This window comes from Pseudomonas sp. Marseille-Q5299, from assembly GCF_943737035.1.
GTDB classification, from domain to species: domain Bacteria; phylum Pseudomonadota; class Gammaproteobacteria; order Pseudomonadales; family Pseudomonadaceae; genus Aquipseudomonas; species Aquipseudomonas putida_E.
Map to the genome: position 1 here is coordinate 882477 of NZ_CALSFR010000002.1, position 26506 is coordinate 908982.

A 26506-nucleotide genomic window follows, 5' to 3' on the forward strand; every position below is an offset into this window, starting at 1 on the left:
GCAGTGGCTGAAAATCTGCCATATACTCACCCTGACTCTCGCCAGGACAGAGGCTGATGCATTTCGACCTGATTGATCTCACGCTGTTCCGGCACACCCTGGAGTGCGGCAACATCACGGCCGGGGCCCGCAGCAGCCACCTGTCGCTGCCTGCTGCCAGTGCGCGAATCCGCGCCATGGAAGCCTCACTCGGTACTGCGTTGCTGGAACGCAACCGCCGCGGTGTGCAACCGACCCCGGCTGGCCAGGCGCTGCTTCAGCATGCGCGGTTGATCGGCCAGCAGGTCGAACGCCTGCAGTTCGACCTGGGCCAGTACGCTCAGGGGCAGCAGGGTCAGGTACGCCTGCTGTGCAACACGGCGGCGCTGACCGAATACCTGCCGGAGCTGCTGGCCGGGTATCTGGCCGACAACCCTGGCGTGAGCGTCGACGTGCAGGAAATGCCGAGCCTGAGGATCGTGCAGTCGATCACCCAAGGCATGGCCGACCTGGGCATCATCTCCACCGCTGCGCCCAGCACGCACCTGCAAACCCGACCGTTTCGAGACGACCCGCTAGCGCTGATCACACCGCGGGCTCACCCCCTCAGCTCGGAGCCTGCCCCAAGCTTCATCGACAGCCTTGCCCACGGGCATGTCGGGCTCGGTGCGAACAGCGCCCTGGCGTTGTATCTGGAGGAACAGGCCCTGCGCGAAGGTAGGCGCATGCGCGTACGGGTGCGCGCCGAAGGCTTTGACGGGGTGATCCGCATGGTTGCGGGTGGCGCCGGGGTTGGCGTGGTGCCGCTGGCGGCAGTGAAGCGCTGGGAAGGCCTGTTGCCGCTGCACTGGGTGGCGCTGCGCGAGGATTGGGCGAATCGCCGCTTGCTGCTGTGCGCACGGGATTTTGCGGCGTTGCCGGGCTATGCGGCCGGGTTGGTCGAACGGCTGGCAAAGGCCTGAACGCTCATCCCCACACGCATGCGCATAGCGCAGTCAGGCACCTGAGCGTCGAGCCCAGGCAACTGCGGCTCGGCCAATGGCCCTATGGTGTCGAGTCATTCAGCCAGTCACAGGAGTTGTGCCATGTCCGATTTCATTACCGTCCTGCGCGAAACCTGCCCGACGCCGGTCGTGGACGCCACCAAGTGGAAGCGCATCGGCGGCGATCCACACACCGTCAACCTCAATGCCTACCTGTCGGCCGACGGCAGCAAGATCATGGGCACCTGGATCTGCACACCGGGCAAATTCGAGGTCAACTACGAGAAGTGGGAGTTCTGCCACTTCCTCGATGGCTATTGCATCATCACTCCGGAAGGTGAGGAGCCCAAGCACCTGAAGGCGGGTGATGTGTTCGTGATCGAACCTGGGATGAAAGGGACTTGGGAAGTGGTTGAGACGGTACGCAAGTATTTCGTTTTCGCCTGATCCAACGTGTTGTTTGTTGTCCCCGGCGAAGGGCCTCAACAGACAAAAAAATCGCGGAGCAAGTGCCCTTCCCTCTGGTGCGCAGTTACAGAGGGAAGGCCGCCCGGCCCGCGATGAAGTCCACCTCGCTCGTCAATTCTTCTTGCGGTACCCCTCGACAATCGCCGAGAAATCTTTGCCACCCTCACCCCGCAGGCTCATTGCCTGATAGAGCTGCTGGGCCACAGCACCGAGAATCACTGGCTGATGCGCCTGGCGCGCAGCCTCGGTAGCCAGCCCCAGGTCCTTGAGCATCAACTCGGCGCCAAACCCGCCGGTATAGCCGCGTGATGCCGGGGCGGTTTCGATGATGCCCGGCCACGGGTTGTAGGTGTCGGAACTCCAGCAACGCCCTGTCGAGCTGTTGATAATGCCCGCCAGCACCTTGGTATCGATGCCCAGCGCATTGCCTAGCGCCATGGCCTCGGACACGCCGATCATCGAGATGCCCAGCAGCAGGTTGTTGCAGATCTTGGCGATCTGCCCGGTGCCGACCTCACCACAGTGCACGATGTTGCGGCCCATCTGTTCCAGCACCGGCTTGAGCGTGGCGAACAGTTCAGTGCTGGCGCCGACCATGAAGGTCAGTGTGCCGGCCGCCGCGCCGCCGGTGCCGCCAGAAACCGGCGCATCGCCCATGTCCACGCCTTTGGCCGCAGCGGCCTTGGACACCTCGCGCGCAGTCTGCGGATCGATGGTGCTGCAGTCCACGGTCGGTGTGCCCGGGCGCACGCCCGCCAGCACGCCGTCGTCGTTCAGGTAGACACTGCGCACATGGGCTGCGGCCGGCAGCATGGTGATCACCAGTTCGCTGTTGGCTGCCGCTTCCTTGGGCGAGGCGCTGACCTGCCCGCCCAGTTCGGCGAGCTCGGCCAGTACGGTCTTGTTCAGGTCGAACAGGTTCAGCTGGTGCCCGGCCTTGATCAGGTTGCGGGCCATGGGGGCGCCCATGTTGCCCAGGCCGATGAATGCGATACGCATGGCGATCTCCTTAGCGCAGGCTGATGGTGGTGTTCACACCGTCATTGACGCTGTCGTCATCGAACCAGCGGGCGGTAACGGTCTTGGTCTGAGTGTAGAACTGCACCACCTGCTTGCCGTACGGGCCAAGGTCACCGAGCTTGGAGCCACGCGAACCGGTGAAGCTGAAGAACGGCACCGGTACCGGGATCGGGATATTGATGCCGACCTGACCGATGTCGATTTCGCTCTGGAACTTGCGCGCCGCCGCGCCGCTCTGGGTGAACAGGCCGGTGCCGTTGCCGAACGGGTTGGCATTGACCAGGGCGATGGCCTCGTCGAGGGTGTCGACTTCCAGGGTCACCAGTACCGGGCCGAAAATTTCCTGAGTGTAAACCTGCATGTCGGTCTTCACCCCGGAGAACAGCGTCGGGCCGACAAAGTTGCCTTGCTCGTAGCCCGGCACCTTCACATCGCGACCGTCGAGTTCGAGCTTGGCGCCCTCCTTGATACCGCTCTCGATCAGGCCTAGTACGCGCTCCTTGGCGCGCTTGGAGACCACCGGGCCGACATCGGTGCCTGGCTCACTACCGGCGTTGACCTTGAGCTTGCTGGCCGCGTCCTTGATGTCCGGCAGCCATTCACGCGCCTTGCCCACCAGCACCGCCACCGAGGTGGCCATGCAGCGCTGACCCGCCGCGCCGAACGCTGCGCCGACCAGGGCGTTGATGGTCTGGGTGCGGTTGGCATCGGGCAGGACCACGGCGTGGTTCTTCGCGCCCATCATCGACTGCACGCGCTTGCCGTGCTGGCTGCCCAGGTTATACACATGGGTGCCGACTTCGGTGGAACCGACGAAGGAAATCGCCTTGATATCCTTGTGTGTGCAGATCGCATCCACCACCTGCTTACCGCCGTGCACCACGTTCAGCACACCGGCCGGCACGCCGGCTTCCAGCGCCAGCTCGACCAGCATCATGGTCGACAGCGGGTCCTGCTCGGACGGCTTGAGCACGAAGGTGTTACCGCAGACGATGGCCATCGGGAACATCCACAGAGGGATCATCGCCGGGAAGTTGAACGGGGTGATGCCGGCGCACACACCGATGGGTTGGCGCAGTGTGTAGGTGTCGACACCGCCGGCGACGTTTTCGGCGAACTCGCCCATCTGCAAGGTGCCGATGGACGCGGCGTGCTCGACCACTTCCAGGCCGCGGAAAATATCACCTTCGGCATCGGCAATGGTCTTGCCCTGCTCGGCGCTCAGGGTCTGGGCGATGCGCTTGCTGTGTTCGCGGATCAACGCCTGCAGCTTGAGCATGATGCGCATGCGTGCGCCGATCGGGGTGTCGCGCCAGGTCTTGAAGGCGCGCTCGGCAGCAGCCACGGCGGCATCCACTTCTTCGACGGTGGCGAACGGCACTCGCGCCAGCACCTGCTGGGTGGCCGGGTTGACGATGTCGCGCCATTCGGTGGTTTTCGACTCGACCCACTGGCCGTCGATCAGCAGCTTGACCTGCTCGACCTTGGTCTGGTCGGGGGATTGGGGTGCGTTCATCTGCGTTCTCCTTGGAATTATTGTCAGGACGAGATCGCCAGCGCCGTGCAAACGCGAGGTGGCGTCATGGGGCTTTTTTCGAGTATAGATGTGCAAACATCCAACAAGAACGCACAAAAAAACCGGATCAACATGCAAAAAGATCTCACCTCCCTGAGCGCGCTCAACTGGGACGACCTGAAGTTTTTCCTCGAAGTGGCCCGCACCCGCAAGGCCAGCAGCGCCGCCAAACGCCTGAGCGTGGACTACACCACGGTGTCGCGGCGCATCACTTCACTGGAAGGCGCGCTGGGCACGCTGCTGTTCGAAAAATCGCGGACCAACGGCTTTGTCCTGACCGCCGAGGGGCAGCGCTTGCTGGGCTACGCGGAGTCGATCGAAAGCACACTGCACATGGCCTGCGAACAGGTGTCCGGTTCAGGTGTGGCGTTGTCGGGCCATGTGCGCATGGGCTGTACCGAAGGCTTCGGCAGCTTTTTCGTTACCCCGCAGCTGAGCCATTTCGTCGATGCCTACCCGGCGATATCGGTGGATATCCTGCCGCTGCCGCACTTCATAAGCCTCTCCAAACGCGAGGCGGACATCGTCATCGCCCTGGAGCGGCCCGAGCATGGGCCGTATGTGTGCTGCAAGCTGTGCGACTATCGCCTGCGGCTGTATGCGACCCAGGATTACCTGGACAACCATGCGCCGATCAACCAGGTCAGCGACCTGGTTGGCCATCCGTTCATCAGCTATGTGGATGACCTGGCGTTCAGCTCAGAGCTGCTGTACCTGGCCAACCTGATTCCCAACGCCAGCGCGCACCTTCGCAGTACCAGCGTGATTGCACAGTACACGGCGGCGTTGCAGGGGCGAGGGTTGGCGATCTTGCCGTGTTTCCTGGCGGCGCAGGATGCGCGATTGGTCACGGTGCTGCCTGAGCAGATCGAGGTGACGCGGCAATTCTGGATGTATTGCCGGGAGGATCTGCGCAAGTTGAAGCGCATTACCTTGCTGTGGGAGTACATTCGTGGGGTGACGGAGGCGAATGCGCCGTTGTTGATGGGGCAAACGCGTGAGATGCGTTTCGCTCAGGAGTGATGGGGCTGCTGTGCAGCCCATCGCCGGCAAGCCGGCCCCACGTTTTCCACTGCCTTCGAGGTAGTTGTGGAAGCACACCTTGGCCACACTTTGCGCCCGCTGCTCTGAGGTTCTGGCAGTCAGCTCAAAGGCCTCGTTGGCCGCGGCTCAACGATAGCGCAACGCCATCATTGCGGGGAGAGCGCCCTTTCGCGGCAAACGGCAGTTCCTACAGCAGTGCATCACACCTGTTCGAGCATCAGCCCGGAGATACGCCGTACCTTGCGTGCCACCGCTTCTTCGAAGATGCCCTGGCGTGGCTCGACCAGGCTGAAGCAATGCTTGGCCCGGGTTATACCGGTGTATACCAGCTCCTTGGTCAGCACGGGGTTGAGCGCATCGGGCAGTACCAGCGCGGTGTGGCTGAACTCAGAGCCCTGGGACTTGTGAACGGTCATGGCGAACACCGTTTCCACCTCATTGAGCCGGCTGGGCAGCACGAAACGTACCCCGCCACTGCCGTCGTTACGTGGGAAGGCCACGCGCAGCAAAGGCTCGCCCTGCTCGTCCGGCAAGCGCAGGGCGATGCCGATGTCACCGTTCATCAGGCCCAGGCCGTAGTCGTTGCGCGTCACCAGTACCGGGCGCCCTTCGTACCAAGGCTGCTGGCTGTCGATCAGCCCGGCGCTGTGCAGCACCCGCGCTACTCGCTCGTTAAGGCCTTCAACCCCCCAGGCGCCCTTGCGCACCGCGCACAACAACTGGAAGTCCTCAAAGCTGCGCAGCACCTTGCCAGCCCACTGCTCCCAGTGCGGGTCGTCGAAAGCACTACCAGGCGCTGGACGATGGCGGCCAATGGTACGCAGATAGCTACGATAGCCTTGTGGCCCCTCAGCGCTGCGGTTCAGACCGTCCAGTATCAGCCGATCAAAGGCGCGGTCGTGCTCGCCGCGCAGGGCCAGGCCGAATACATCGGCCGGGGGCATGGTCAACAGGTCTCGGGCCGCCTGGGCTTGCTGGCGGTTGACCAGGCGCGCCAGCTGGCCGATGCCGCTGCCTTCGCCAAAGCGGCGGGAAAAACGCAGCATCACCACCTGCTGGGCCAATGGGTTGCGTTGCGCGTCGCCGGCCTTCAGGCCACTGTCGGCCAGCGACTGACCGCCAATCTGCTCCAGCCATGCCTGGGTAGCGGGTGAGTAGCAGCCCTCTTCGGCATCCCGGCACAGGTCGCCCAGCACCGCGCCCGCCTCGACCGAGGCCAGCTGGTCCTTGTCCCCCAACAGGATCAACCGGGCTTTGGGGGGTAAGGCATTGAGCAGGTTGGCCATCATTTCGAGGTCGATCATCGACGCTTCATCCACCACCAGCACATCCAGCGGCAGCGGGTTGCCTGCATGGTGGCGGAAGTGCCGCGACCCCGGACGGCTGCCGAGCAGCCGGTGCACAGTGCTGACATCGGTAGGAATCTGCCCGCGGACATCGGCACTCACCTGCAAGCGCTCGACCTGCTGACCAATGGACTCGGTCAGGCGTGCTGCAGCCTTGCCGGTGGGCGCTGCGAGGCGAATGCGCAGAGGCCTGCCCTGCTCGACCGCAGGTGCCTGCAGCAAGGCCAGCAGGCGCACTACCGTGGTGGTCTTGCCGGTGCCGGGCCCCCCGGTGATGATGCTGAAGCCGGCGCGGGTGGCCAGGGCACAGGCCAGTTTCTGCCAATCCACCTGGCCTGCCAGAGCGCCTCCGTCGAACAACTGCGCAAGGCGTGCAGGCAGGTCGGCGGGCGTGGCCTCGTCCTGGCTCAGGCGCTGGCGCAGGGTTTCGTCTATCTGCCGCTCATAACTCCAGTAGCGGCGCAGGTAGAGGCGCTCGCCGCTGATCACCAATGGCCGGGCGTTATGACCAGGGGTATTGCCAGTTGCAACCAGGGGGCTGGCGGCAATGCGCTCGCGCCAGGTGTGCAGGTCGAGGTTGGCGAGCAATTGCGACGGTAGCAGCAACGGGCCTGCCAAAGCATCGCCCTCCGGCGGCAGCGACAGGGCGAAATCCGGCTCGGCAAGGGTTTGCTGCAGGTCCAGGCAGACATGCCCGTGGCCCAGTTGATGGCTGGCCAACGCAGCGGCCAGCAGCAACAGCGGATCGCTGCCGGGTGCGCGCTCTTCCAGGAAGGACACGAATGCCCGGTCCAAAGCCCGCAACCAGCCGCGCTCAACCCAGCGGTCGAGCAGTTGCAGCAGGTCTGCGCTGTTACGTTGTGGCGCCAGCGTCAGCAGGTGCTCTGCGTTCAATGGGGTAGGCAAGAGGTCATCAAGGGTGCGGCTCATGGCGCAGCTCCGGCGAACAGGTCCTGTTGTTGAGGCGCGTGAACGCCACGGAACAGCGCATCGAGCGCCTCGATCAACTCACGTGGCGGCTTGACGAAGTACACGCCGTGGCCGCTGCTGCTGGCCCCGCGCAAGAAGATGAACAGCGCACCGCCCACATGCCGGTCGTAATCGTAATCGGGCAGCCGTGCACGCAGCTGGCGATGCAGGGCCAGCAGATAAAGCACGTATTGCAAGTCGTAGCGGTGCTCAAGGATCGCCTTTTCCATGGCCAGCGTGTCATAGGCCTGGATATCCGGGCCAAGCCAGTTGGACTTGTAATCGGCCACGTAGTAGCGGCCATCGAGCTCGAACGCCAGGTCGATAAAGCCTTTGAACATGCCGTTGAGCAGTGTCGGCTGAGCAGCGGGGCGCGCTGCGCCTGGATGGGTGTGGCGGGCGACCAACCGGTCCAGTTGCTCTGCATCGACCTGATGACTGGCGAACCAGAATTCCATTTCTATCTGATAGTGCTGCAACTGCGCCAACGTCAGGCTCATGTCACGGGCCGGCAGTGGCTCGTTCAGCAGTTGCTGCAACCATTGGCTGAGCGTCGGGATCCAGCCGGTCCAGTCGCGCCGGTTGCAGCGCTGGCCGACGGTGCGCTCGATCAGTTTGGGGTTGGCAGCGACCTCGGCGAAGCCTTCGCGCCCGGCCCACTCAAGCAAACCATGGAGGAAGGTGCCGGGGTTCGGCCCGCGCGGGAAGCGGTGAATGTCGCCGCTGTCGGCGGGCACCTCTCGGGGCAGTTGAGCATCGATCCCCTCATCGTCGAGCAACTGCTGGGCCTGGGAACTGTCGCCCCCCAGTGTCTGTTCACCCACCCGCAAGGCGCTGTACGACGCGATCCACCAATGCTCCGCCGCTGCGCGACGAGGCTTGCGTGCAGGCAGCAGCTCGCGTTCGGCATGGGGCGAGCAGTAGCGCACTTCGTCAGCCTCCGGCAGGCCGGGGCAGGCAATGTACGGGCAGCCTGCCTGCAAGCTCTGCAGCCAGTCCGCCAGTTGTTCCGAGCCCTGCAGTGGCACTCCGCCGCCAAGCAGATAGCCGAGCGCGGAACGGTGCAGCTGCGAGCTTTTCTGGTTACCGCGCTTGAGGTCGGCGACGCCCAGCCAGCATGCGTGCTGGGCACGTGTGAGGGCCACGTAGAGCAGGCGCAGGTCTTCAGCGAGGCGTTCATCATCGGCCAGGGCAATCTGTACCGGGTCGGGGGTCAGGGTCATCTGCGCATTGCCCTGGCTGTCGTGCCAGGCCAGCGGCAGGCGGCTACCGTCGACCGGTTTGCTGGTGCAGATGAACGGCAGGTAGACCAAGGGGTATTCCAGGCCCTTGGACTTGTGGATGGTCACGACCTTGACCAGTTGTTCATCACTCTCCAGGCGAAGGATCTGGTCCTCACCGGCCTGCCCGGCATTGGCCAGGTGCTCGGCCAGATGGCGGATCAGCGCTTGTTCGCCGTCCAGTTCGCCCGCCGCTTGCTGCAGCAGCTCGGCCAGGTGCAGCAGGTTGGTCAACACCCGCTCGCCATCGCTGCGGGCAATGAGCGTACGCGGCAACTGGAAGTCGTGCAGCAGGTGCCGCAACATCGGCAGTACGCCCTGGCGCTGCCAGGTGTCGCGGTAGCGGCGAAAACGCATTACCCAGTCTTCCCAGACCCGCTCGTCCTGGTTCAGCTGGTCCAGTTCGGCCAGCGACAGGTCCAGGGTCAGGCTGGCCAAGGCGGCCTTGAGCAGGCGCTCGGAGTCCGGCTCGGCGCAGGCCTTGAGCCAGGCCAGCAAGTCATGCGCCTCCTGGGCGGCGAAAACCGAGTCCTTGTCGGACAGGTACACGCTGCGAACGTCACGGGCGGCAAGCTCGGCTCGCACCAGCTGCGCTTCATGGCCGTCGCGTACAAGGATGGCGATGTCAGAGGGCAGGCACGGGCGCAGCTCACCGTCAGCCTTGCTGAAACCGCTCTGGCCGCGCTGGGCACCGTTGAGCAGGGCGACGATGTGGCTGGCGCAACTGGCCGCCAGTTGCTGCCGGTACAGTGTGCTGGAGACGGGGTCGTCGCTTTCCAGTTGCCAGCACTGCAGGGCCGCGATGGCTTGGCCGTCGATCAGCAGGCGTTCGCTGCGCCCCTTGGCGCGCACCTCGATGAACGGCAACGGGTTGTCATCGTCCTCTCGGAACAGGAAGGCGCCCCACCCTTGCTCACGGGCTTCAGCCTGCAGGAACACCCGGTTGACAGCAGCCACCATGGCCTCGCTGGAACGGTAGTTGGTGTCCAGGCTGTGCAGCCGCCCGGCGGTGGCGCGCCGCGCGGACAGGTAGGTGTAAATGTCGGCGCCACGGAAGGCATAGATGGCCTGCTTGGGGTCGCCGATCATGAACAGGCCGGTTTCCTCACGATTTTCGCTGATGCGGTAGATGCGCTCGAAGATGCCGTATTGAACCGGGTCGGTATCCTGGAATTCGTCGATCAGGGCTACCGGGAACTGTTCGCGAATCAGGCCTGCCAATCTCTCCCCGGCTTCACTGGCCAACGCATGTTGCAGGCGCAGCAGCATGTCATCGAAGCCCATTTCGGCGCGGCGGCGCTTTTCCACCTCGAAGCGCGCCGAAACCCAGACAGCGGCGTGTTCGAGCAGGCGTGCATCGGGGCTTGCCAGAGCCTGCAGCTGTTGTGGCAGGTCTTGCATGGCGTGCAGCGCTGGGTGATCTGGAGGCTCACCGACCTTCCAGGCTTCGGCCATGCCTGCTGGAGTCAGGCGCGTAAAGCCAGTCCCAAGGTCAAGTTCCACTATCTGCTCATCAGCAGCCCAGGCGCGTAACTTGTCGAACCAGGGTTCGAAGAAGCGCGCCTGCAGCTTGCGGCCATCGGCCTGCTTGGCGGCGACGGCGTCCCGGCAGATCTGTTGCAACTGCTCGACCCATTGCGCCCATGGGGCTTTAAGCTGGTGCAACTGATCGGCGCGCTGCAGCAGCGCTGCATCAATCAGCGCTTGCGGTTCCTGCTCATCCAGCTGCGCACGCACGCGACCAAACAGGGGGCGGATCCTGGGCAACAATGCATCGGGGCTGCCCCAATGGCTACGCACCCAGCCCAGGGCCTCGCCGTGCATGCCGTAGCAGAACCGCCGCCAGTAGTCGCGCATGACCTGGCCAAGCAGGTCGCTGTGGTCGGTTTCCAGGCTCTGGGTGAACAGGCTGCCGCTGTCGAAGGCATGCTCGCGAAGCATGCGCTGGCACCAGCCATGAATGGTCGAGACTGCCGCTTCGTCCATCCACTGTACGGCGATCTCCAGGCGGTTGGCGCAGCGCGGCCAGTGCTCGGGTGGGTAATCGTCACGTAGCTGGTGCAGCAGCGGGTCGGCTTCCTGTAACTCGCCGCGAAAGAAGCGTGCAGCTTCGGCCAGGCGCGCGCGAATACGCTCGCGCAGTTCCTTGGTGGCCGCATCGGTGAAGGTCACCACGAGGATCTGCGGTGGCAACAACTCGCGGCCAAAAGCGCACTCGCCGCCATGGCCGAGGATCAGCCGCAGATAAAGCGCCGAAATCGTGAACGTCTTGCCGGTACCGGCACTGGCTTCGATCAGTTGGCTGCCATGCAGGGGGAAACTCAGTGCCAGGGGACGGACCTGGGTCATGCGCCACTCTCCGGGTTGCCCAGCGTCTGCCAGGCTGCGCTGAATAACGGGCGGTACAGGGTTTCGCACCAGCCTTCAAAAGTTTCGTCGGCACTGAGTGCGGCGAAGTCACGGAACTGTCGGGCCAGGGCCAGGCTTTCGCTGCGCTCACCGAAACTGGTGCGGCCATCACCTTCGTAAGCACGGGCAGCTGCGGCGAGGGCTTTGTCAGGATCGTCCTGGGCCAGCCAGGCGAACGCTGTCTTGGCGGCGACCGGCAGCGGCGCATTCATTGCGGCCTGGCGTGACACCAGCAGATGGCCGAGCTGCTCGGCAGCTTCGTGTTGTGGCAGTGGCGCGAGCAGCAGGGTGATGTCGCTGGCCAACAGGGCGCTATGCAGCGGATAGCCTTCGGCGCACGCCGCCAGGTGCATGACCCAACTGGCGATCAGCCGGTGCCACTTGAGGCTGTTACGCCCGGCGCTGATGGTGTTGGGCACCGTGGAGATGCTCAACAGGCTTTGGTCATCGGCCTGATACACCCGGCCAAGCCAACCCTCCAGGCGATGGCTGCCATGCTCGAAATGGATCGGCAGTGCGCCCTCGACCACGTTGGGCCAGCGCTGCAACAATTGGCGATGGCGTTGCAGCAGATCGGGCAGCGGCTGGATCAGCTCTGCCTGCAGAAGCTCGCCGAACCCGGCCAACGGCAGCATGCCGCACGCCTGCAGCCGGCGCGCCTGGGCTTGCAGCGCCTGCTCGGCGTTTTCCGGCTCGGCCAGCGCCGCGCCGAGCAGGCTTTCACTGGCGCTATAGCGCTGCAAGGCATCGAGGACAAACGGCTCCTCATCCGGCGTCGGCGCCTCCAGCGCCTCGAAGAACACTTTCAGGCGCTGGCTGAAGAAGTGACGCACCGGATGACGCAGAAAGTCCTGCAGTTGCGTAAGGGTCAGGGCTTCATCGCTGCTGTAAGCCGGCAGGCCAACATCCGCCTGTTTAGCCTCATCGCAGACTTGGTGCAGCAGCTGCCATTCATGGGCATAACTGAACAACGCGCTGCCTTTCTGGAAATAACGCGGGCTGAAGGGCTGCAGCGGGTGCTCTTGAGTCAACGCATGCAACAACTGCTCGCCCGCTTGCTGGCTGCCGCTGCCACCGGCCAGCCGCCAACCTGCCGCCAGGTGATCGCGCAGTTGGCCTATGAGCACAGATGCCGGGCGCTCGCTATTATCGAGGATGCTCCGGCCGACCCAGCTGATGTACAGCTGATCGCGCGCGGACAACAACGCTTCGAGCAGCAGGTAACGGTCATCCTCGCGGCGCGAGCGGTCGCCGGGGCGGTAGTCACTGGCCATCAGGTCGAAGTCCAGCGGCTGCTGGGCGCGCGGGTAATCGCCATCGTTCATGCCAAGCAGGCAGACCACTCTAAACGGGATGGCACGCATCGGCATGAGGGTGCAGAAGTTTACCGAACCTGCAAGAAAACGCTGGGACAGCTTGCCCTGATCCAGGCCCGACAACCACGCCTCGCGTATGACCGTGAGGGGCAACAAGTCCTGCAAGCCTACGGTCTCGCACACCTGTAGCCAGCTATCGCGCAGCTCCTGCAGTTGCATGAGCAGGAATTCGTCGTGCTCGCCTTCTGCCAGGAAGAACACTTGCAACAGCGCGTTCAGTCGCTCGCCCCACTGGGCCGCAGTGGCTGGCTGAGAGAGGGCATGGTTGGCCACATCGAGGGCGTCGAGCAAGGCCACCAACGGGCCGATCAGCGCAGCATCCAAGCCGCCGATTTCGTCGTAAGGTTCGATACCGTCACAGCCCTCCCCCATACCCACGGCATAACCCAACAGCATACGCCGCAGGCCGAACCGCCAGCTGTTCTGCTCCAGCCCTTCGGGCAGGCCCAGGGACGCTCGCTGCTCGGCATTGAGCCCCCAACGGATACCGGCGCCCTCGATCCAGCGGTGCAGCGTGGGCAGGTCGCTTTCGCGGATCCCGAAACGCGCTCGTACAGCCGGTACGTCCAGCAGATCGAGCACTTCGCTGACGGCGAAACGGCTGTCTGGCAGCTTGAGCAGATGCTCCAGGGCAATCAACAATGGATCACGCCCGCGCTGGCCCTGATCGGTCAGGGTGAAGGGTATGTAACGCGGGTCGTTGCGCTGTAGCTGGCCGAAAACGGCACGGATATGCGGTGCATAGTTGTCGATTGCCGGGAGCATCACGATGACGTCACGTGGGCGCAGGGTGGGGTCGGCACTGAAGCGGGCCAACAATTGGTCGTGCAGGATCTCTACTTCGCGTTGTGGGCTGTGGGCGATGTGGAAGCGCACGGAGCGGTCTTGCGCCAGATCGACCTCAGGCCACAGCTCACGGGTTTCGGCAAGCGGGCGCAGTTCGAGGATATCGTCCTGCAGCTGCTTGAGCAGTGTTGCCGGCTCGCTTTCGCTGAACAGGTCGATGCGTCCATCGCTGAATGCGCCCTGGTAGCTGCCTGGGTCATCATAACTGTCGAGCAGGTTGATGTAGTCGCGGCCCTGTTTGCCCCAGGCGGCCAGCAAGGGGTGGGCGTGCTGGTGCAAGGACTCGTCATCCAACTGCACGGGCATGCCCTGCTTGCGCTGCTGGCGCTTGTACTGGTGGCGCAGCAGGTCCTTGTCGGCGACGATGTCCGCCCAGTGATGGCGACAAGGGTTGTGCACACACAGTAATACCTGGCTGAAACGCGCAAGGCCTGCCAGTGCCTCCAACGCTTGGGCAGGCAGCGATGAGATACCGAATACGATTACCCGTGAAGGCAGGCCCGCAGGGGGTTGCTCAAGGCTGTTGATCCGTTCGATGAATCGCTGGTGCACCCCTGCACGGCTCTGGGCCATGCCTTGTTCACCTACATCCTCGAGCAAGGCCCGCCACAGCTCGGCCTGCCAGCGGTTGCCAGGTGCCAGGGGTTTGCGTTCGCCACGGGCCGTATTGAGGACGTGCTGGCCGGCAGCCCAATCCTTGAGCCAGTCGGCACGATAGACCTGATACTGGTCGAACAGGTCAGCCAGGCGCTCTGCCAGCTGATAGCGTTTGCGTAGATCACCGTCGTCGGTGAGGAAGCGTCGCAACGGTTCGAAATGCGTGCGCTCGATCAGCGCTGGCAGCAAACGCATGAGTCGCCAGGTCAGCGGGGCCTTGTCGAGCAAGGAAACCTCTGGAATCTCGTCACGCCCGAGGACTTTTCTGTACAGCTGCCACATGAAGCTGCCCGGCAACTGCACTTCGATGGCAGCAGCGATCCCACAACCACCCTGGTCATCTTCGAGCGGGTCCTCGGCCAAGGCCAGCTTGAGCCACTGGGCGATGCCATTGCTTTGTACCAGGGCGATTTCGTTTTCCAGGGGGGCCAGCGGATAGCGCCGCATCCAGCTCACCACCAGGCTGCGCAAGTCGTCCAGGCGATTGCCGTGCACGATCATGAAGCCGGGATGGAGTGAAGTCGGGTTGGCCATTGATGGTTCTCTGGAAGGCAGTTCGGGCTGATGGGGAACGATATCACGGCTAGCCGCCGAGTCCGGGATCTGTAAAAGCCAGAAAAGACAAAACCCCTACCTGCTCGCGCAGATAGGGGTTTTGCGAAATGAATCTTGACGATGACCTACTCTCACATGGGGAAACCCCACACTACCATCGGCGATGCATCGTTTCACTACTGAGTTCGGGATGGGATCAGGTGGTTCCAATGCTCTATGGTCGTCAAGAAATTCTGTAGCCAGAATGTCCAGATGGACAGCCCAGCGAATTCGGATATGCGATAGTTGTGATGTTGCGAACTTTCGGTTCTTTCGTCTTCACCACCACAATCTGCAGAAGCAAATTGCTTGGGTGTTATATGGTCAAGCCTCACGGGCAATTAGTATTGGTTAGCTCAACGCCTCACAGCGCTTACACACCCAACCTATCAACGTCGTAGTCTTCGACGGCCCTTTAGGGGATTCAAGATCCCAGTGAGATCTCATCTTGAGGCAAGTTTCCCGCTTAGATGCTTTCAGCGGTTATCTCTTCCGAACATAGCTACCCGGCAATGCCACTGGCGTGACAACCGGAACACCAGAGGTTCGTCCACTCCGGTCCTCTCGTACTAGGAGCAGCCCCTCTCAAATCTCAAACGTCCACGGCAGATAGGGACCGAACTGTCTCACGACGTTCTAAACCCAGCTCGCGTACCACTTTAAATGGCGAACAGCCATACCCTTGGGACCGGCTTCAGCCCCAGGATGTGATGAGCCGACATCGAGGTGCCAAACACCGCCGTCGATATGAACTCTTGGGCGGTATCAGCCTGTTATCCCCGGAGTACCTTTTATCCGTTGAGCGATGGCCCTTCCATACAGAACCACCGGATCACTAAGACCTACTTTCGTACCTGCTCGACGTGTTTGTCTCGCAGTCAAGCGCGCTTTTGCCTTTATACTCTACGACCGATTTCCGACCGGTCTGAGCGCACCTTCGTACTCCTCCGTTACTCTTTGGGAGGAGACCGCCCCAGTCAAACTACCCACCATACACTGTCCTCGATCCGGATAACGGACCTGAGTTAGAACCTCAAAGTTGCCAGGGTGGTATTTCAAGGATGGCTCCATGAGAACTGGCGTCCCCACTTCAAAGCCTCCCACCTATCCTACACAAGCAAATTCAAAGTCCAGTGCAAAGCTATAGTAAAGGTTCACGGGGTCTTTCCGTCTAGCCGCGGATACACTGCATCTTCACAGCGATTTCAATTTCACTGAGTCTCGGGTGGAGACAGCGCCGCCATCGTTACGCCATTCGTGCAGGTCGGAACTTACCCGACAAGGAATTTCGCTACCTTAGGACCGTTATAGTTACGGCCGCCGTTTACCGGGGCTTCGATCAAGAGCTTCGCTTGCGCTAACCCCATCAATTAACCTTCCGGCACCGGGCAGGCGTCACACCCTATACGTCCACTTTCGTGTTTGCAGAGTGCTGTGTTTTTAATAAACAGTCGCAGCGGCCTGGTATCTTCGACCGGCATGAGCTTACGGAGCAAGTCCTTCACCCTCACCGGCGCACCTTCTCCCGAAGTTACGGTGCCATTTTGCCTAGTTCCTTCACCCGAGTTCTCTCAAGCGCCTTGGTATTCTCTACCTAACCACCTGTGTCGGTTTGGGGTACGGTTCCCAGTTATCTGAAGCTTAGGAGCTTTTCTTGGAAGCATGGCATCAACCACTTCGTCGCCTAAAGGCAACTCGTCATCAGCTCTCGGCTTTGAGATCCCGGATTTGCCTAAGATCTCAGCCTACCACCTTAAACTTGGACAACCAACGCCAAGCTGGCCTAGCCTTCTCCGTCCCTCCATCGCAATAACTGGAAGTACAGGAATATTAACCTGTTTTCCATCGACTACGCTTTTCAGCCTCGCCTTAGGGACCGACTAACCCTGCGTCGATTAACGTTGCGCAGGAAACCTTGGTCTTTCGGCGTGCGAGTTTTTCACTCGCATTGTCGTTACTCATGTCAGCATTCGCACTTCTGATACCTCCAGCAAGCTTCTCAACTCACCTTCACAGGCTTACAGAACGCTCCTCTACCGCATCACCAAAGGTGATACCCGTAGCTTCGGTGCATGGTTTGAGCCCCGTTACATCTTCCGCGCAGGCCGACTCGACTAGTGAGCTATTACGCTTTCTTTAAAGGGTGGCTGCTTCTAAGCCAACCTCCTAGCTGTCTAAGCCTTCCCACATCGTTTCCCACTTAACCATGACTTTGGGACCTTAGCTGACGGTCTGGGTTGTTTCCCTTTTCACGACGGACGTTAGCACCCGCCGTGTGTCTCCCATGCTCGGCACTTGTAGGTATTCGGAGTTTGCATCGGTTTGGTAAGTCGGGATGACCCCCTAGCCGAAACAGTGCTCTACCCCCTACAGTGATACATGAGGCGCTACCTAAATAGCTTTCGAGGAGAACCAGCTATCTCCGAGCTTGATTAGCCTTTCACTCCGATCCACAGGTCATCCGCTAACTTTTCAACGGTAGTCGGTTCGGTCCTCCAGTCAGTGTTACCTAACCTTCAACCTGCCCATGGATAGATCGCCCGGTTTCGGGTCTATACCCAGCGACTAAACGCCCTATTAAGACTCGCTTTCGCTACGCCTCCCCTATTCGGTTAAGCTCGCCACTGAATATAAGTCGCTGACCCATTATACAAAAGGTACGCAGTCACCTAACAAAGTAGGCTCCCACTGCTTGTACGCATACGGTTTCAGGATCTATTTCACTCCCCTCTCCGGGGTTCTTTTCGCCTTTCCCTCACGGTACTGGTTCACTATCGGTCAGTCAGTAGTATTTAGCCTTGGAGGATGGTCCCCCCATGTTCAGACAAAGTTTCTCGTGCTCCGTCCTACTCGATTTCATTGATAAGAGATTTTCGTGTACGGGGCTATCACCCACTATGGCCGCACTTTCCAGAGCGTTCCACTAATCTCAAACCAACTTAAGGGCTGGTCCCCGTTCGCTCGCCACTACTAAGGGAATCTCGGTTGATTTCTTTTCCTCAGGGTACTTAGATGTTTCAGTTCCCCTGGTTCGCCTCTTGCACCTATGTATTCAGTACAAGATACTCAGCTTATGCTGAGTGGGTTCCCCCATTCAGAGATCTCTGGATCACAGTCTGTTTGCCGACTCCCCAAAGCTTATCGCAGGCTACCACGTCTTTCATCGCCTCTGACTGCCAAGGCATCCACCGTATGCGCTTCTTCACTTGACCATATAACCCCAAGCAATCTGGTTATACTGTGAAGACGACATTCGCCGAAAATTCGCATGTTGCTCTTTCGAGCAGAACTCACAAATTTTACCTTAGCCTGATCCACCAGCAGTGAAACTGGTGTTCAGTCTATTTCTATCACATATCCGAATTTTTAAAGAACGATCTGACAAAAGCCAGAAATCAACATTCAAGCCGAATGTTCATTTCTAAGTTCTGACAAGTTACTGCAAAAGTGGTGGAGCCAAGCGGGATCGAACCGCTGACCTCCTGCGTGCAAGGCAGGCGCTCTCCCAGCTGAGCTATGGCCCCGTATTCTACGGCTGAACCATGTAATGGTAGGTCTGGGCAGATTTGAACTGCCGACCTCACCCTTATCAGGGGTGCGCTCTAACCAACTGAGCTACAGACCTATAACAGGGTCGCGTTACAGCATCGTCTTTATACAAAGAATCAAGCAATTCGTGTGGGAGCTCATCAGCAGGCTGATGTCGTCGATTAAGGAGGTGATCCAGCCGCAGGTTCCCCTACGGCTACCTTGTTACGACTTCACCCCAGTCATGAATCACACCGTGGTAACCGTCCTCCCGAAGGTTAGACTAGCTACTTCTGGTGCAACCCACTCCCATGGTGTGACGGGCGGTGTGTACAAGGCCCGGGAACGTATTCACCGCGACATTCTGATTCGCGATTACTAGCGATTCCGACTTCACGCAGTCGAGTTGCAGACTGCGATCCGGACTACGATCGGTTTTGTGAGATTAGCTCCACCTCGCGGCTTGGCAACCCTCTGTACCGACCATTGTAGCACGTGTGTAGCCCAGGCCGTAAGGGCCATGATGACTTGACGTCATCCCCACCTTCCTCCGGTTTGTCACCGGCAGTCTCCTTAGAGTGCCCACCATAACGTGCTGGTAACTAAGGACAAGGGTTGCGCTCGTTACGGGACTTAACCCAACATCTCACGACACGAGCTGACGACAGCCATGCAGCACCTGTGTCAGAGTTCCCGAAGGCACCAATCCATCTCTGGAAAGTTCTCTGCATGTCAAGGCCTGGTAAGGTTCTTCGCGTTGCTTCGAATTAAACCACATGCTCCACCGCTTGTGCGGGCCCCCGTCAATTCATTTGAGTTTTAACCTTGCGGCCGTACTCCCCAGGCGGTCAACTTAATGCGTTAGCTGCGCCACTAAAATCTCAAGGATTCCAACGGCTAGTTGACATCGTTTACGGCGTGGACTACCAGGGTATCTAATCCTGTTTGCTCCCCACGCTTTCGCACCTCAGTGTCAGTATCAGTCCAGGTGGTCGCCTTCGCCACTGGTGTTCCTTCCTATATCTACGCATTTCACCGCTACACAGGAAATTCCACCACCCTCTACCGTACTCTAGCTTGCCAGTTTTGGATGCAGTTCCCAGGTTGAGCCCGGGGCTTTCACATCCAACTTAACAAACCACCTACGCGCGCTTTACGCCCAGTAATTCCGATTAACGCTTGCACCCTCTGTATTACCGCGGCTGCTGGCACAGAGTTAGCCGGTGCTTATTCTGTCGGTAACGTCAAAACACTAACGTATTAGGTTAATGCCCTTCCTCCCAACTTAAAGTGCTTTACAATCCGAAGACCTTCTTCACACACGCGGCATGGCTGGATCAGGCTTTCGCCCATTGTCCAATATTCCCCACTGCTGCCTCCCGTAGGAGTCTGGACCGTGTCTCAGTTCCAGTGTGACTGATCATCCTCTCAGACCAGTTACGGATCGTCGCCTTGGTGAGCCATTACCCCACCAACTAGCTAATCCGACCTAGGCTCATCTGATAGCGCAAGGCCCGAAGGTCCCCTGCTTTCTCCCGTAGGACGTATGCGGTATTAGCGTTCCTTTCGAAACGTTGTCCCCCACTACCAGGCAGATTCCTAGGCATTACTCACCCGTCCGCCGCTGAATCAAGGAGCAAGCTCCCGTCATCCGCTCGACTTGCATGTGTTAGGCCTGCCGCCAGCGTTCAATCTGAGCCATGATCAAACTCTTCAGTTCAATACTGCTTGGGTTTTTAAGAAACCCTAAACTTGGCTCAGCAATCTCAAATGACTATGTGATTTCTCGCATGGTCACTTGTGATGCTGATAATCTTTCTGACTATCAGTCCGTACTCACAAGCACCCACACGAATTGCTTGATTCGATTTGTTAAAGAGCGTTTGGTTAAGAGCTTTTCGTCTCAACCGAGGCGCGCATTCTACGCTTTCCTCAGAGCCTGTCAAGCGTTTATTTTGAAGTTTTTTGCGAGAAACTCGTTTAGCTTCAAACACTTGGCTCGCTGCGATCTCTCGTAGCGGGAGGCGAATCATACAGCGTTTAGAACCGCTGTCAACCACCTTTTTAACCGCTATCGATCAGTCGACCGAAGCACCACCAGCACTACCTGGATTAAGCAACTCATTGAATTTCAAGGAGTTTCTCGTTCCGACTACGCTGGAAGTGGGGCGCATTATAAGGGGATTCGAACGCCCGTCAAGGCTTTAATTCAAGAAATTGAAATATAGGTGGAAATAGCCCTAAGCGTACCTGGTGTGGGACGCTATCCTTCAAGCGCCTACGAAGCCACCCTTCCCCGCCGCCCCATAATGCGAGGCACTCGCCGCGCCACCGCTGGCACTCGCAGCACCATCAAGAAACCACCAATGACCGCGTAGATCGCCCACTCGCGCAGATCGGAGCGCACGATCCATAGAAAATGCAGCAGGCCCAAAACGAGAATCACATATACAAGCTTGTGCAGTTTCTTCCAGCGCGCGCCCAAGCGCCGCTGACTGTAACGATTGGAAGTCACCGCCAACGCCAGCAAGCAAAGAAAGCCGAGCGCCCCCACAATGATGTACGGCCGCTTGCGCAGCTCGACGGCAAACTGCCCCCAATCCAGCCCCAGGATAAAGAACAGGTAGCAAAAGAGGTGCAGCACGATATAGGCAAAACACCACAACCCCAGTTGCCGACGCACAACGATCCACCCCGACCACCCTGTCAGCTTCTGCAGCGGCGTCATGCTCAGCGTGATCAAAAGGAAGATCAACGCCCCCAGCCCAAGCCGATCCATAAGAATCTTCCCTGGGTCCGGTCCAAGCAGGTTCATGGCCGCCTCATACAACCACCACAGCGGAAACAGACAACCGACTATAAAGATAACCAGGCGCAGCCAGGGATAACGCATCAATAGTTCTTCCGCAGGTCGAGGCCAGCGTACAGCGACGCCACTTCATCGGCATAGCCATTGAACATCTGGGTCTGTCGCACGTTGGGACTGAACAGGCCACTGGGTAGCCGCCGCTCGCGCGCCTGACTCCAGCGCGGGTGATCGACCTCGGGGTTCACGTTGGCATAGAAACCATATTCATCAGGCGCAAGACTCTCCCAGGTCGTGCGCGGCCGTTCGGCCACCAGGCTGATCCGCACGATCGACTTGATACTCTTGAACCCGTACTTCCACGGCACCACCAGGCGCAGCGGCGCACCGTTCTGGTTGGGCAACTCGCGCCCATACATGCCGACCGCCAGGATGGCCAGCGGGTTCATCGCCTCATCCAGGCGCAAGCCCTCTTCGTACGGCCAATCGATCAACGCGAAGCCCGAACGCTGCCCCGGCATGTGCTGCGGATCCTGCAGGGTCTCGAACCGTACATAACGCGCTTTTGAGGTCGGTTCAACCTGCTTGAGCACTTGCGCCAGGGGAAAGCCCAACCAGGGGATGACCATTGACCAGGCCTCCACGCAGCGTAACCGATAGATACGCTCCTCAAGCGCGTAGGGTTTGACAAAGTCTTCCAGCGCATAACGCCCGGGCTTGCCAACCTCACCATCGACCACCACCGACCAGGGTTCGGTCTTCAGGCTCCCGCCATTGGCGGCGGGGTCGCCTTTATCAGGCCCGAACTCATAGAAGTTGTTGTAATGAGTGGCATCCTTGAAGGGCGTGATCGCCTCGTCTTTTACCGTCACCGCTTGCCAACGCGTGTCAGCCAGCTTGCTGGTGAACCAGGCCGGTGCGTTACCTGCCTCGACATCTGCGTAACGCGATGTTTGGGCCGCGCGCGCCGCAAAGGGCATCGCACCCAGCGCAACGCCGGCCATGGAGCCACCCAACAGGGTACGACGGGAAAGGTAGATGCTTTCGGGAGTGATCTCCGATGCCTTGCAATCGGAAGACCTGGGAAGCTTTATAAGCATGACGGCTCCACAGCACTGGTTAACGGATGTACCAGTAAGACTATGGAGCCGCAGGGTTATTCCATCATTAAATCATTCAGGATTTACGATGACGGCCTTTGAGCAGGAACTGGATCGGACCAGAAGCGGCGTAGGCAAGGAAAATCAGCAGCAAGATGCGCGGCGGGTCGCTGAATACCACGGCAAACACCAGCACCACCGCCAGGATCGCCACGAACGGCACGCGGCCCTTGAGGTCGAGCTCCTTGAAGCTGTTGTACTTGATGTTGCTGACCATCAACATACCGGCGGCGGCAACCAGCAGTGCCACCAGGAACGACAACTTGGAGCCCTGGATACCATAGTCGCTGAAGGCCCATACGGTACCGGCGACCACACCAGCGGCAGCCGGGCTGGCCAGGCCGATGAAGTAGCGCTTGTCGGCAGTACCAACCTGGGTATTGAAACGCGCCAGGCGCAGCGCGGCACCGGCCACATAGATGAAGGCGACCATCCAGCCGACCTTGCCCATGTCGCCCAGCGCCCAGCCAAAGGCCAGCAGGGCCGGGGCCACGCCGAAGGCGACCATGTCCGACAACGAGTCGTACTCGGCCCCGAAGGCGCTCTGGGTGTTGGTCATGCGGGCGACACGGCCATCGAGGCCGTCGAGCACCATGGCCACGAAGATGGCGATGGCGGCAAATGCAAAGTACTTGCTCGCCTCGCGCGGGTCGCCAGCACTCAGGGCGCTCTGCGCGCTCATCGAGTTGATGATGGAATAGAAACCGGCAAACAGGTTGGCGGTGGTGAACAGGTTGGGCAACAGATAGATACCGCGATGGCGCACCTTGCGCCCTTCGGCATCATGCCCTTCTTCAACGTGCTCATCGACAGGTAGCAGGCTTTCGGCGTCGGAGGGCTTGTTCGGCTCTTCGGGACGTTCGCTCATGGAGGGTACCTTGCAACAGGATGGAAAATGTTCGACACGGGCCCGCGAAACAGGTTCTGACGGCAGGCCACTGGTCTGCTTTATACCAGAAGCTGAATGCCAGAACGAAAAAACGCGGCCGAAGCCGCGTTTTTCATCATTCGATAAGACTCAGTTCTTGGTCTTGTCGACGATTTTGTTAGCCGAGATCCACGGCATCATCGAACGCAGTTGCTCGCCGATGACTTCGATACCGTGAGCGGCGTTGTTGCGACGCTTGGCGGTCATCGATGGGTAGTTGGTGGCGCCTTCGGAGATGAACATCTTCGCGTACTCGCCGTCCTGGATGCGCTTCAGAGCGTTGCGCATGGCCTTGCGGGATTCTTCGTTGATGACTTCCGGACCGGTGACGTACTCACCGTATTCGGCGTTGTTGGAGATCGAGTAGTTCATGTTGGCGATGCCGCCTTCGTACATGAGGTCGACGATCAGCTTCAGCTCGTGCAGGCACTCGAAGTAGGCCATTTCCGGCGCGTAGCCAGCTTCGACCAGGGTTTCGAAACCGGCTTTGACCAGCTCGACGGTACCGCCGCACAGAACGGCCTGCTCACCGAACAGGTCGGTTTCAGTCTCGTCCTTGAAGGTGGTTTCGATGATGCCGGTACGGCCGCCACCAACGCCGGAAGCGTAGGACAGGGCGACGTTCTTGGCGTTGCCGGAGGCGTCCTGGTAGATAGCGATCAGGTCAGGGATACCGCCGCCTTTGACGAACTCGGAACGCACGGTATGGCCCGGGGCCTTCGGCGCGATCATGATTACGTCGAGGTCGGCACGTGGAACGACCTGGTTGTAATGGATCGAGAAACCGTGGGAGAAGGCCAGGGTGGCGCCCTTCTTGATGTTCGGCTCGATTTCGTTCTTGTACAGAGCGCCCTGGAACTCGTCCGGGGTCAGGATCATGACCAGGTCGGCAGCAGCGACGGCGGTGGCAACGTCGGCCACTTTCAGGCCGTGAGCTTCAGCCTTGGCAACGGTAGCCGAACCTTTACGCAGACCGACGGTAACGTCTACACCGGAGTCCTTCAGGTTGCACGCTTGGGCGTGGCCCTGGGAACCGTAACCGATGATGGCGACTTTCTTGCCCTGGATGATGGAAAGGTCGCAGTCTTTATCGTAGAAAACTTTCATGAAATACCCCTGGTTATATCTCGGCCCCTGCGGAGCCATCGCTAATTTTTGAATTCAGATGCTGAGCACTTTGTCGCCACGGGCAATGCCGGTGACGCCACTGCGCACGGTTTCGAGAATCGATGCAGTGCCGATGGCCTGGATGAAGCTGTCCAGTTTGTCGCTGGTACCACTGAGCTGTACGGTGTACACGCTGGCGGTAACATCGACGATCTGGCCACGGAAGATGTCCGTGGTGCGCTTGATCTCGGCACGCTGGGCACCGGTGGCCTTGACCTTGACCAGCATCAGTTCACGCTCGATGTGAGCGCTTTCCGACAGGTCGACAAGCTTGACCACTTCGACCAGCTTGTTGAGGTTCTTGGTGATCTGTTCGATCACTTCGTCATGGCCAACGGTGGTCAGCGTCAGACGCGACAGGGTCGGGTCTTCGGTGGGCGCCACGGTCAGGCTTTCAATGTTGTAGTTGCGCTGGGAGAACAGGCCGACCACGCGGGACAGAGCACCGGGTTCGTTTTCCAGCAGCAGGGAAATGATGTGCCGCATATCAGGTACGCTCCGTCTTGCTCAGCCACATGTCACGCATCGAGCCATCCTTGATCTGCATCGGATAGACGTGCTCGGTACGGTCGACCGCGATGTCGATGAACACCAGGCGGTCCTTCATCGCGAAGGCTTCTTCGAGCTTCGGCTTGAGGTCCTTCAGGCTGGTGATGCGGATACCCACATGGCCATAGGCCTCGGCCAGCTTGATGAAGTCAGGCAGCGACTCGACATAGGAGTGCGAGTGACGGCCGTTGTAGGCCATGTCCTGCCACTGACGGACCATGCCCAGCACGCCGTTGTTCAGGTTGACGATCTTCACCGGCAGGCCGTACTGCATGCAGGTGGACAGCTCCTGGATGTTCATCTGGATGCTGCCTTCGCCAGTCACGCAGGCCACGTCCTGATCCGGGAAATTGAGCTTGATGCCCATGGCTGCCGGGAAACCGAAGCCCATGGTGCCCAGGCCACCGGAGTTGATCCAGCGGTTCGGCTTGTTGAAGCGGTAGTACTGTGCTGCGAACATCTGGTGCTGACCGACGTCGGAGGTGACGAAAGCATCGCCGTTGGTCACTTCGCACAAGGTCTCGATGACGGTCTGCGGCTTGATGACGCTGCCGTCGCCCTTGTTGTAGGGGAACAGGTCGCCATTACCGCGCCACTCGTCGATCTGCTTCCACCAGGCTTCGGCCGCTGCCTTGTCTGGCTGCTCGCCGATTTCCTTGAGGATGCCCAGCATCTCGTTCAACACGCTGTCGACCGGGCCCACGATCGGCACATCGGCCTTGATCATCTTGGAGATCGACGCCGGGTCGATGTCGATGTGAATGATCTTGGCATTCGGGCAGAACTTGGCCGGGCCATTGACCACGCGGTCATCGAAGCGTGCGCCGACCGCGAAAATCACATCGGCATTGTGCATGGCCATGTTCGCGGTGTAGCTACCGTGCATGCCGAGCATGCCGAGGAACTGGCGGTCGGTACCCGGGAAGCAGCCAAGGCCCATCAGGGTATTGGTGACTGGCAGGTTCAGCGACTTGGCGATTTCGGTCAGCGCTTCGGAGCCACCACCGAGAATCACACCGCCACCGGCATAGACGATCGGACGCTTGGCAGCCAGCAGCATCTCGGCAGCCTTGCGGATCTGGCCGGAGTGGCCACGCACTGCCGGGCTGTAGGAGCGCAGCTTGACCTTCTTCGGATAGACGTATTCGAACTTCTCGGCCGGGTTGGTCATATCTTTTGGAATGTCGACCACGACCGGGCCTGGACGGCCGGATTGCGCCAGATAGAAGGCTTTTTTCAGAACTTCAGGGATCTCGGTAGCGTGTTTGATCATGAAGCTGTGCTTCACGATCGGCCGCGAGATGCCGATCATGTCGGTTTCCTGGAAGGCATCGGTACCCACCATGGTGCTAGGCACCTGGCCGGACAGGATGACCATCGGAATCGAGTCCATGTAAGCGGTGGCAATACCGGTGATGGCATTGGTCGCGCCCGGGCCGGAGGTTACCAGCACCACACCGGCCTTGCCGGTGGCGCGGGCGTAGCCGTCCGCCATATGGGTAGCAGCCTGCTCGTGACGAACCAGGATGTGCTCGACTTCCGGTTCCTTGAACAGGGCGTCGTAAACATGCAGGAGAGCACCACCAGGGTACCCGTAGATGTGCTTAACGCCTTCGTCACGCAAGAAGCGGACGACCATCTCAGCGCCAGATAAAAGCTCCACGTTGTTCACCTCTAAAACGCCAGAATACCGTCCCTAGTGGACGGGTCTTAATAGGTTTACTGCCAAGCAGAGCATGAGCGAACGTCAGCACTGACTGAGCAAGTATTGGGAGCACCCCTGAGTGTTGCGGGGTTATCCCACCCAGCGCGAGGTAACGC

General features: G+C 60.0%; 14 protein-coding genes, 2 tRNA genes and 3 rRNA genes. 3 read left to right on the forward strand and 16 right to left on the reverse strand.

Going from position 1 to position 26506, the window contains the following annotated elements; all coding sequences use genetic code 11:
* Nucleotides 1-56 precede the first annotated feature (56 nt).
* Both NGJ21_RS08525 and NGJ21_RS08530 read left to right on the forward strand, forming a co-directional pair.
* On the forward strand, nucleotides 57-941 hold the full coding sequence (locus tag NGJ21_RS08525) for a LysR family transcriptional regulator (protein WP_115273565.1): 885 nt from the start codon (nucleotides 57-59) through the stop codon (nucleotides 939-941).
* 123 nt (nucleotides 942-1064) lie between these two features.
* On the forward strand, nucleotides 1065-1409 hold the full coding sequence (locus NGJ21_RS08530) for a cupin domain-containing protein (protein ID WP_003258412.1): 345 nt from the start codon (nucleotides 1065-1067) through the stop codon (nucleotides 1407-1409).
* A gap of 132 nt (nucleotides 1410-1541) precedes the next feature.
* On the opposite strand, the gene mmsB is transcribed toward NGJ21_RS08530, so the two are convergent.
* Both mmsB and NGJ21_RS08540 read right to left on the reverse strand, forming a co-directional pair.
* Entirely contained in the window at nucleotides 1542-2429 is an 888-nt protein-coding gene (gene mmsB, locus NGJ21_RS08535) for a 3-hydroxyisobutyrate dehydrogenase (RefSeq protein ID WP_046784696.1), read from the reverse strand.
* 10 nt (nucleotides 2430-2439) lie between these two features.
* On the reverse strand, nucleotides 2440-3966 hold the full coding sequence (locus NGJ21_RS08540; protein ID WP_115273564.1) for a CoA-acylating methylmalonate-semialdehyde dehydrogenase: 1527 nt from the start codon (nucleotides 3964-3966) through the stop codon (nucleotides 2440-2442).
* 132 nt (nucleotides 3967-4098) lie between these two features.
* Here NGJ21_RS08540 and NGJ21_RS08545 point away from each other — a divergent pair, with 132 nt between their 5' ends.
* The gene (locus NGJ21_RS08545) at nucleotides 4099-5049 is read left to right on the forward strand and encodes a LysR family transcriptional regulator (protein ID WP_115273563.1); all 951 of its coding nucleotides are present in this window, start codon (nucleotides 4099-4101) and stop codon (nucleotides 5047-5049) included.
* A 221-nt stretch (nucleotides 5050-5270) separates the two neighbouring features.
* On the opposite strand, the gene recD is transcribed toward NGJ21_RS08545, so the two are convergent.
* The 14 genes from recD to NGJ21_RS08615 all read right to left on the reverse strand — a co-directional run bounded on the left by recD (nucleotide 5271) and on the right by NGJ21_RS08615 (nucleotide 26348).
* Nucleotides 5271-7346, reverse strand: a complete 2076-nt coding sequence (gene recD / locus NGJ21_RS08550; protein ID WP_115273562.1) for an exodeoxyribonuclease V subunit alpha — start codon at nucleotides 7344-7346, stop codon at nucleotides 5271-5273.
* Nucleotides 7343-11014 carry an exodeoxyribonuclease V subunit beta gene (gene recB / locus NGJ21_RS08555; protein ID WP_251962009.1) on the reverse strand — a complete coding sequence of 1224 codons (3672 nt, stop codon included), beginning with the start codon at nucleotides 11012-11014 and terminating at the stop codon, nucleotides 7343-7345. Before recB ends, recD begins: the two co-directional genes overlap by 4 nt.
* Complete coding sequence (recC, locus tag NGJ21_RS08560; protein WP_251962010.1) at nucleotides 11011-14487, reverse strand: exodeoxyribonuclease V subunit gamma; 3477 nt, start codon at nucleotides 14485-14487, stop codon at nucleotides 11011-11013. Before recC ends, recB begins: the two co-directional genes overlap by 4 nt.
* Before the next feature lie 133 nt (nucleotides 14488-14620).
* Nucleotides 14621-14736: ribosomal RNA gene (gene rrf, locus NGJ21_RS08565) — 5S ribosomal RNA — on the reverse strand.
* Between the two features lie 131 nt (nucleotides 14737-14867).
* A 23S ribosomal RNA gene (locus tag NGJ21_RS08570) occupies nucleotides 14868-17759 on the reverse strand.
* 236 nt (nucleotides 17760-17995) lie between these two features.
* A tRNA-Ala gene (locus tag NGJ21_RS08575) sits at nucleotides 17996-18071 on the reverse strand.
* 24 nt (nucleotides 18072-18095) lie between these two features.
* Nucleotides 18096-18172, reverse strand: a tRNA-Ile gene (locus NGJ21_RS08580).
* An 86-nt stretch (nucleotides 18173-18258) separates the two neighbouring features.
* Nucleotides 18259-19795 (reverse strand): 16S ribosomal RNA (locus NGJ21_RS08585).
* Together the 16S, 23S and 5S rRNA genes with 2 tRNA genes alongside form the textbook arrangement of a ribosomal RNA operon.
* A 558-nt stretch (nucleotides 19796-20353) precedes the next feature.
* Nucleotides 20354-20968, reverse strand: coding sequence for a protein-methionine-sulfoxide reductase heme-binding subunit MsrQ (msrQ, locus tag NGJ21_RS08590; protein ID WP_251962011.1), 615 nt, complete (start codon nucleotides 20966-20968; stop codon nucleotides 20354-20356).
* A complete protein-coding gene (gene msrP, locus NGJ21_RS08595; protein WP_046788178.1) occupies nucleotides 20968-21981 on the reverse strand; it encodes a protein-methionine-sulfoxide reductase catalytic subunit MsrP in 1014 nt (337 codons plus the stop codon). Before msrP ends, msrQ begins: the two co-directional genes overlap by 1 nt.
* 76 nt (nucleotides 21982-22057) lie before the next feature.
* Nucleotides 22058-22909 (reverse strand): CDP-diacylglycerol--serine O-phosphatidyltransferase, encoded by an 852-nt coding sequence (gene pssA, locus NGJ21_RS08600; RefSeq protein ID WP_012312687.1) that lies wholly within the window; start codon nucleotides 22907-22909, stop codon nucleotides 22058-22060.
* A gap of 150 nt (nucleotides 22910-23059) precedes the next feature.
* Nucleotides 23060-24076, reverse strand: coding sequence for a ketol-acid reductoisomerase (gene ilvC / locus NGJ21_RS08605; RefSeq protein ID WP_012312686.1), 1017 nt, complete (start codon nucleotides 24074-24076; stop codon nucleotides 23060-23062).
* A 54-nt stretch (nucleotides 24077-24130) separates the two neighbouring features.
* On the reverse strand, nucleotides 24131-24622 hold the full coding sequence (gene ilvN / locus NGJ21_RS08610; protein ID WP_003250040.1) for an acetolactate synthase small subunit: 492 nt from the start codon (nucleotides 24620-24622) through the stop codon (nucleotides 24131-24133).
* A gap of 1 nt (nucleotide 24623) precedes the next feature.
* On the reverse strand, nucleotides 24624-26348 hold the full coding sequence (locus tag NGJ21_RS08615) for an acetolactate synthase 3 large subunit (RefSeq protein ID WP_115275469.1): 1725 nt from the start codon (nucleotides 26346-26348) through the stop codon (nucleotides 24624-24626).
* Between the last annotated feature and the right edge of the window lie 158 nt (nucleotides 26349-26506).

Excerpts from the sequence above, each read along its gene's own strand:
- recB (WP_251962009.1), bottom strand. The coding sequence starts at position 11,014 with ATGACCCAGGTCCGTCCCCTGGCACTGAGTTTCCCCCTGCATGGCAGC.
- ilvN (WP_003250040.1), bottom strand. The coding sequence starts at position 24,622 with ATGCGGCACATCATTTCCCTGCTGCTGGAAAACGAACCCGGTGCTCTG.
- msrP (WP_046788178.1), bottom strand. The coding sequence starts at position 21,981 with ATGCTTATAAAGCTTCCCAGGTCTTCCGATTGCAAGGCATCGGAGATC.
- pssA (WP_012312687.1), bottom strand. The coding sequence starts at position 22,909 with ATGAGCGAACGTCCCGAAGAGCCGAACAAGCCCTCCGACGCCGAAAGC.
- NGJ21_RS08540 (WP_115273564.1), bottom strand. The coding sequence starts at position 3,966 with ATGAACGCACCCCAATCCCCCGACCAGACCAAGGTCGAGCAGGTCAAG.
- NGJ21_RS08525 (WP_115273565.1), top strand. The coding sequence starts at position 57 with ATGCATTTCGACCTGATTGATCTCACGCTGTTCCGGCACACCCTGGAG.
- recD (WP_115273562.1), bottom strand. The coding sequence starts at position 7,346 with ATGAGCCGCACCCTTGATGACCTCTTGCCTACCCCATTGAACGCAGAG.
- NGJ21_RS08545 (WP_115273563.1), top strand. The coding sequence starts at position 4,099 with ATGCAAAAAGATCTCACCTCCCTGAGCGCGCTCAACTGGGACGACCTG.
- mmsB (WP_046784696.1), bottom strand. The coding sequence starts at position 2,429 with ATGCGTATCGCATTCATCGGCCTGGGCAACATGGGCGCCCCCATGGCC.
- ilvC (WP_012312686.1), bottom strand. The coding sequence starts at position 24,076 with ATGAAAGTTTTCTACGATAAAGACTGCGACCTTTCCATCATCCAGGGC.
- recC (WP_251962010.1), bottom strand. The coding sequence starts at position 14,487 with ATGGCCAACCCGACTTCACTCCATCCCGGCTTCATGATCGTGCACGGC.
- NGJ21_RS08530 (WP_003258412.1), top strand. The coding sequence starts at position 1,065 with ATGTCCGATTTCATTACCGTCCTGCGCGAAACCTGCCCGACGCCGGTC.
- msrQ (WP_251962011.1), bottom strand. The coding sequence starts at position 20,968 with ATGCGTTATCCCTGGCTGCGCCTGGTTATCTTTATAGTCGGTTGTCTG.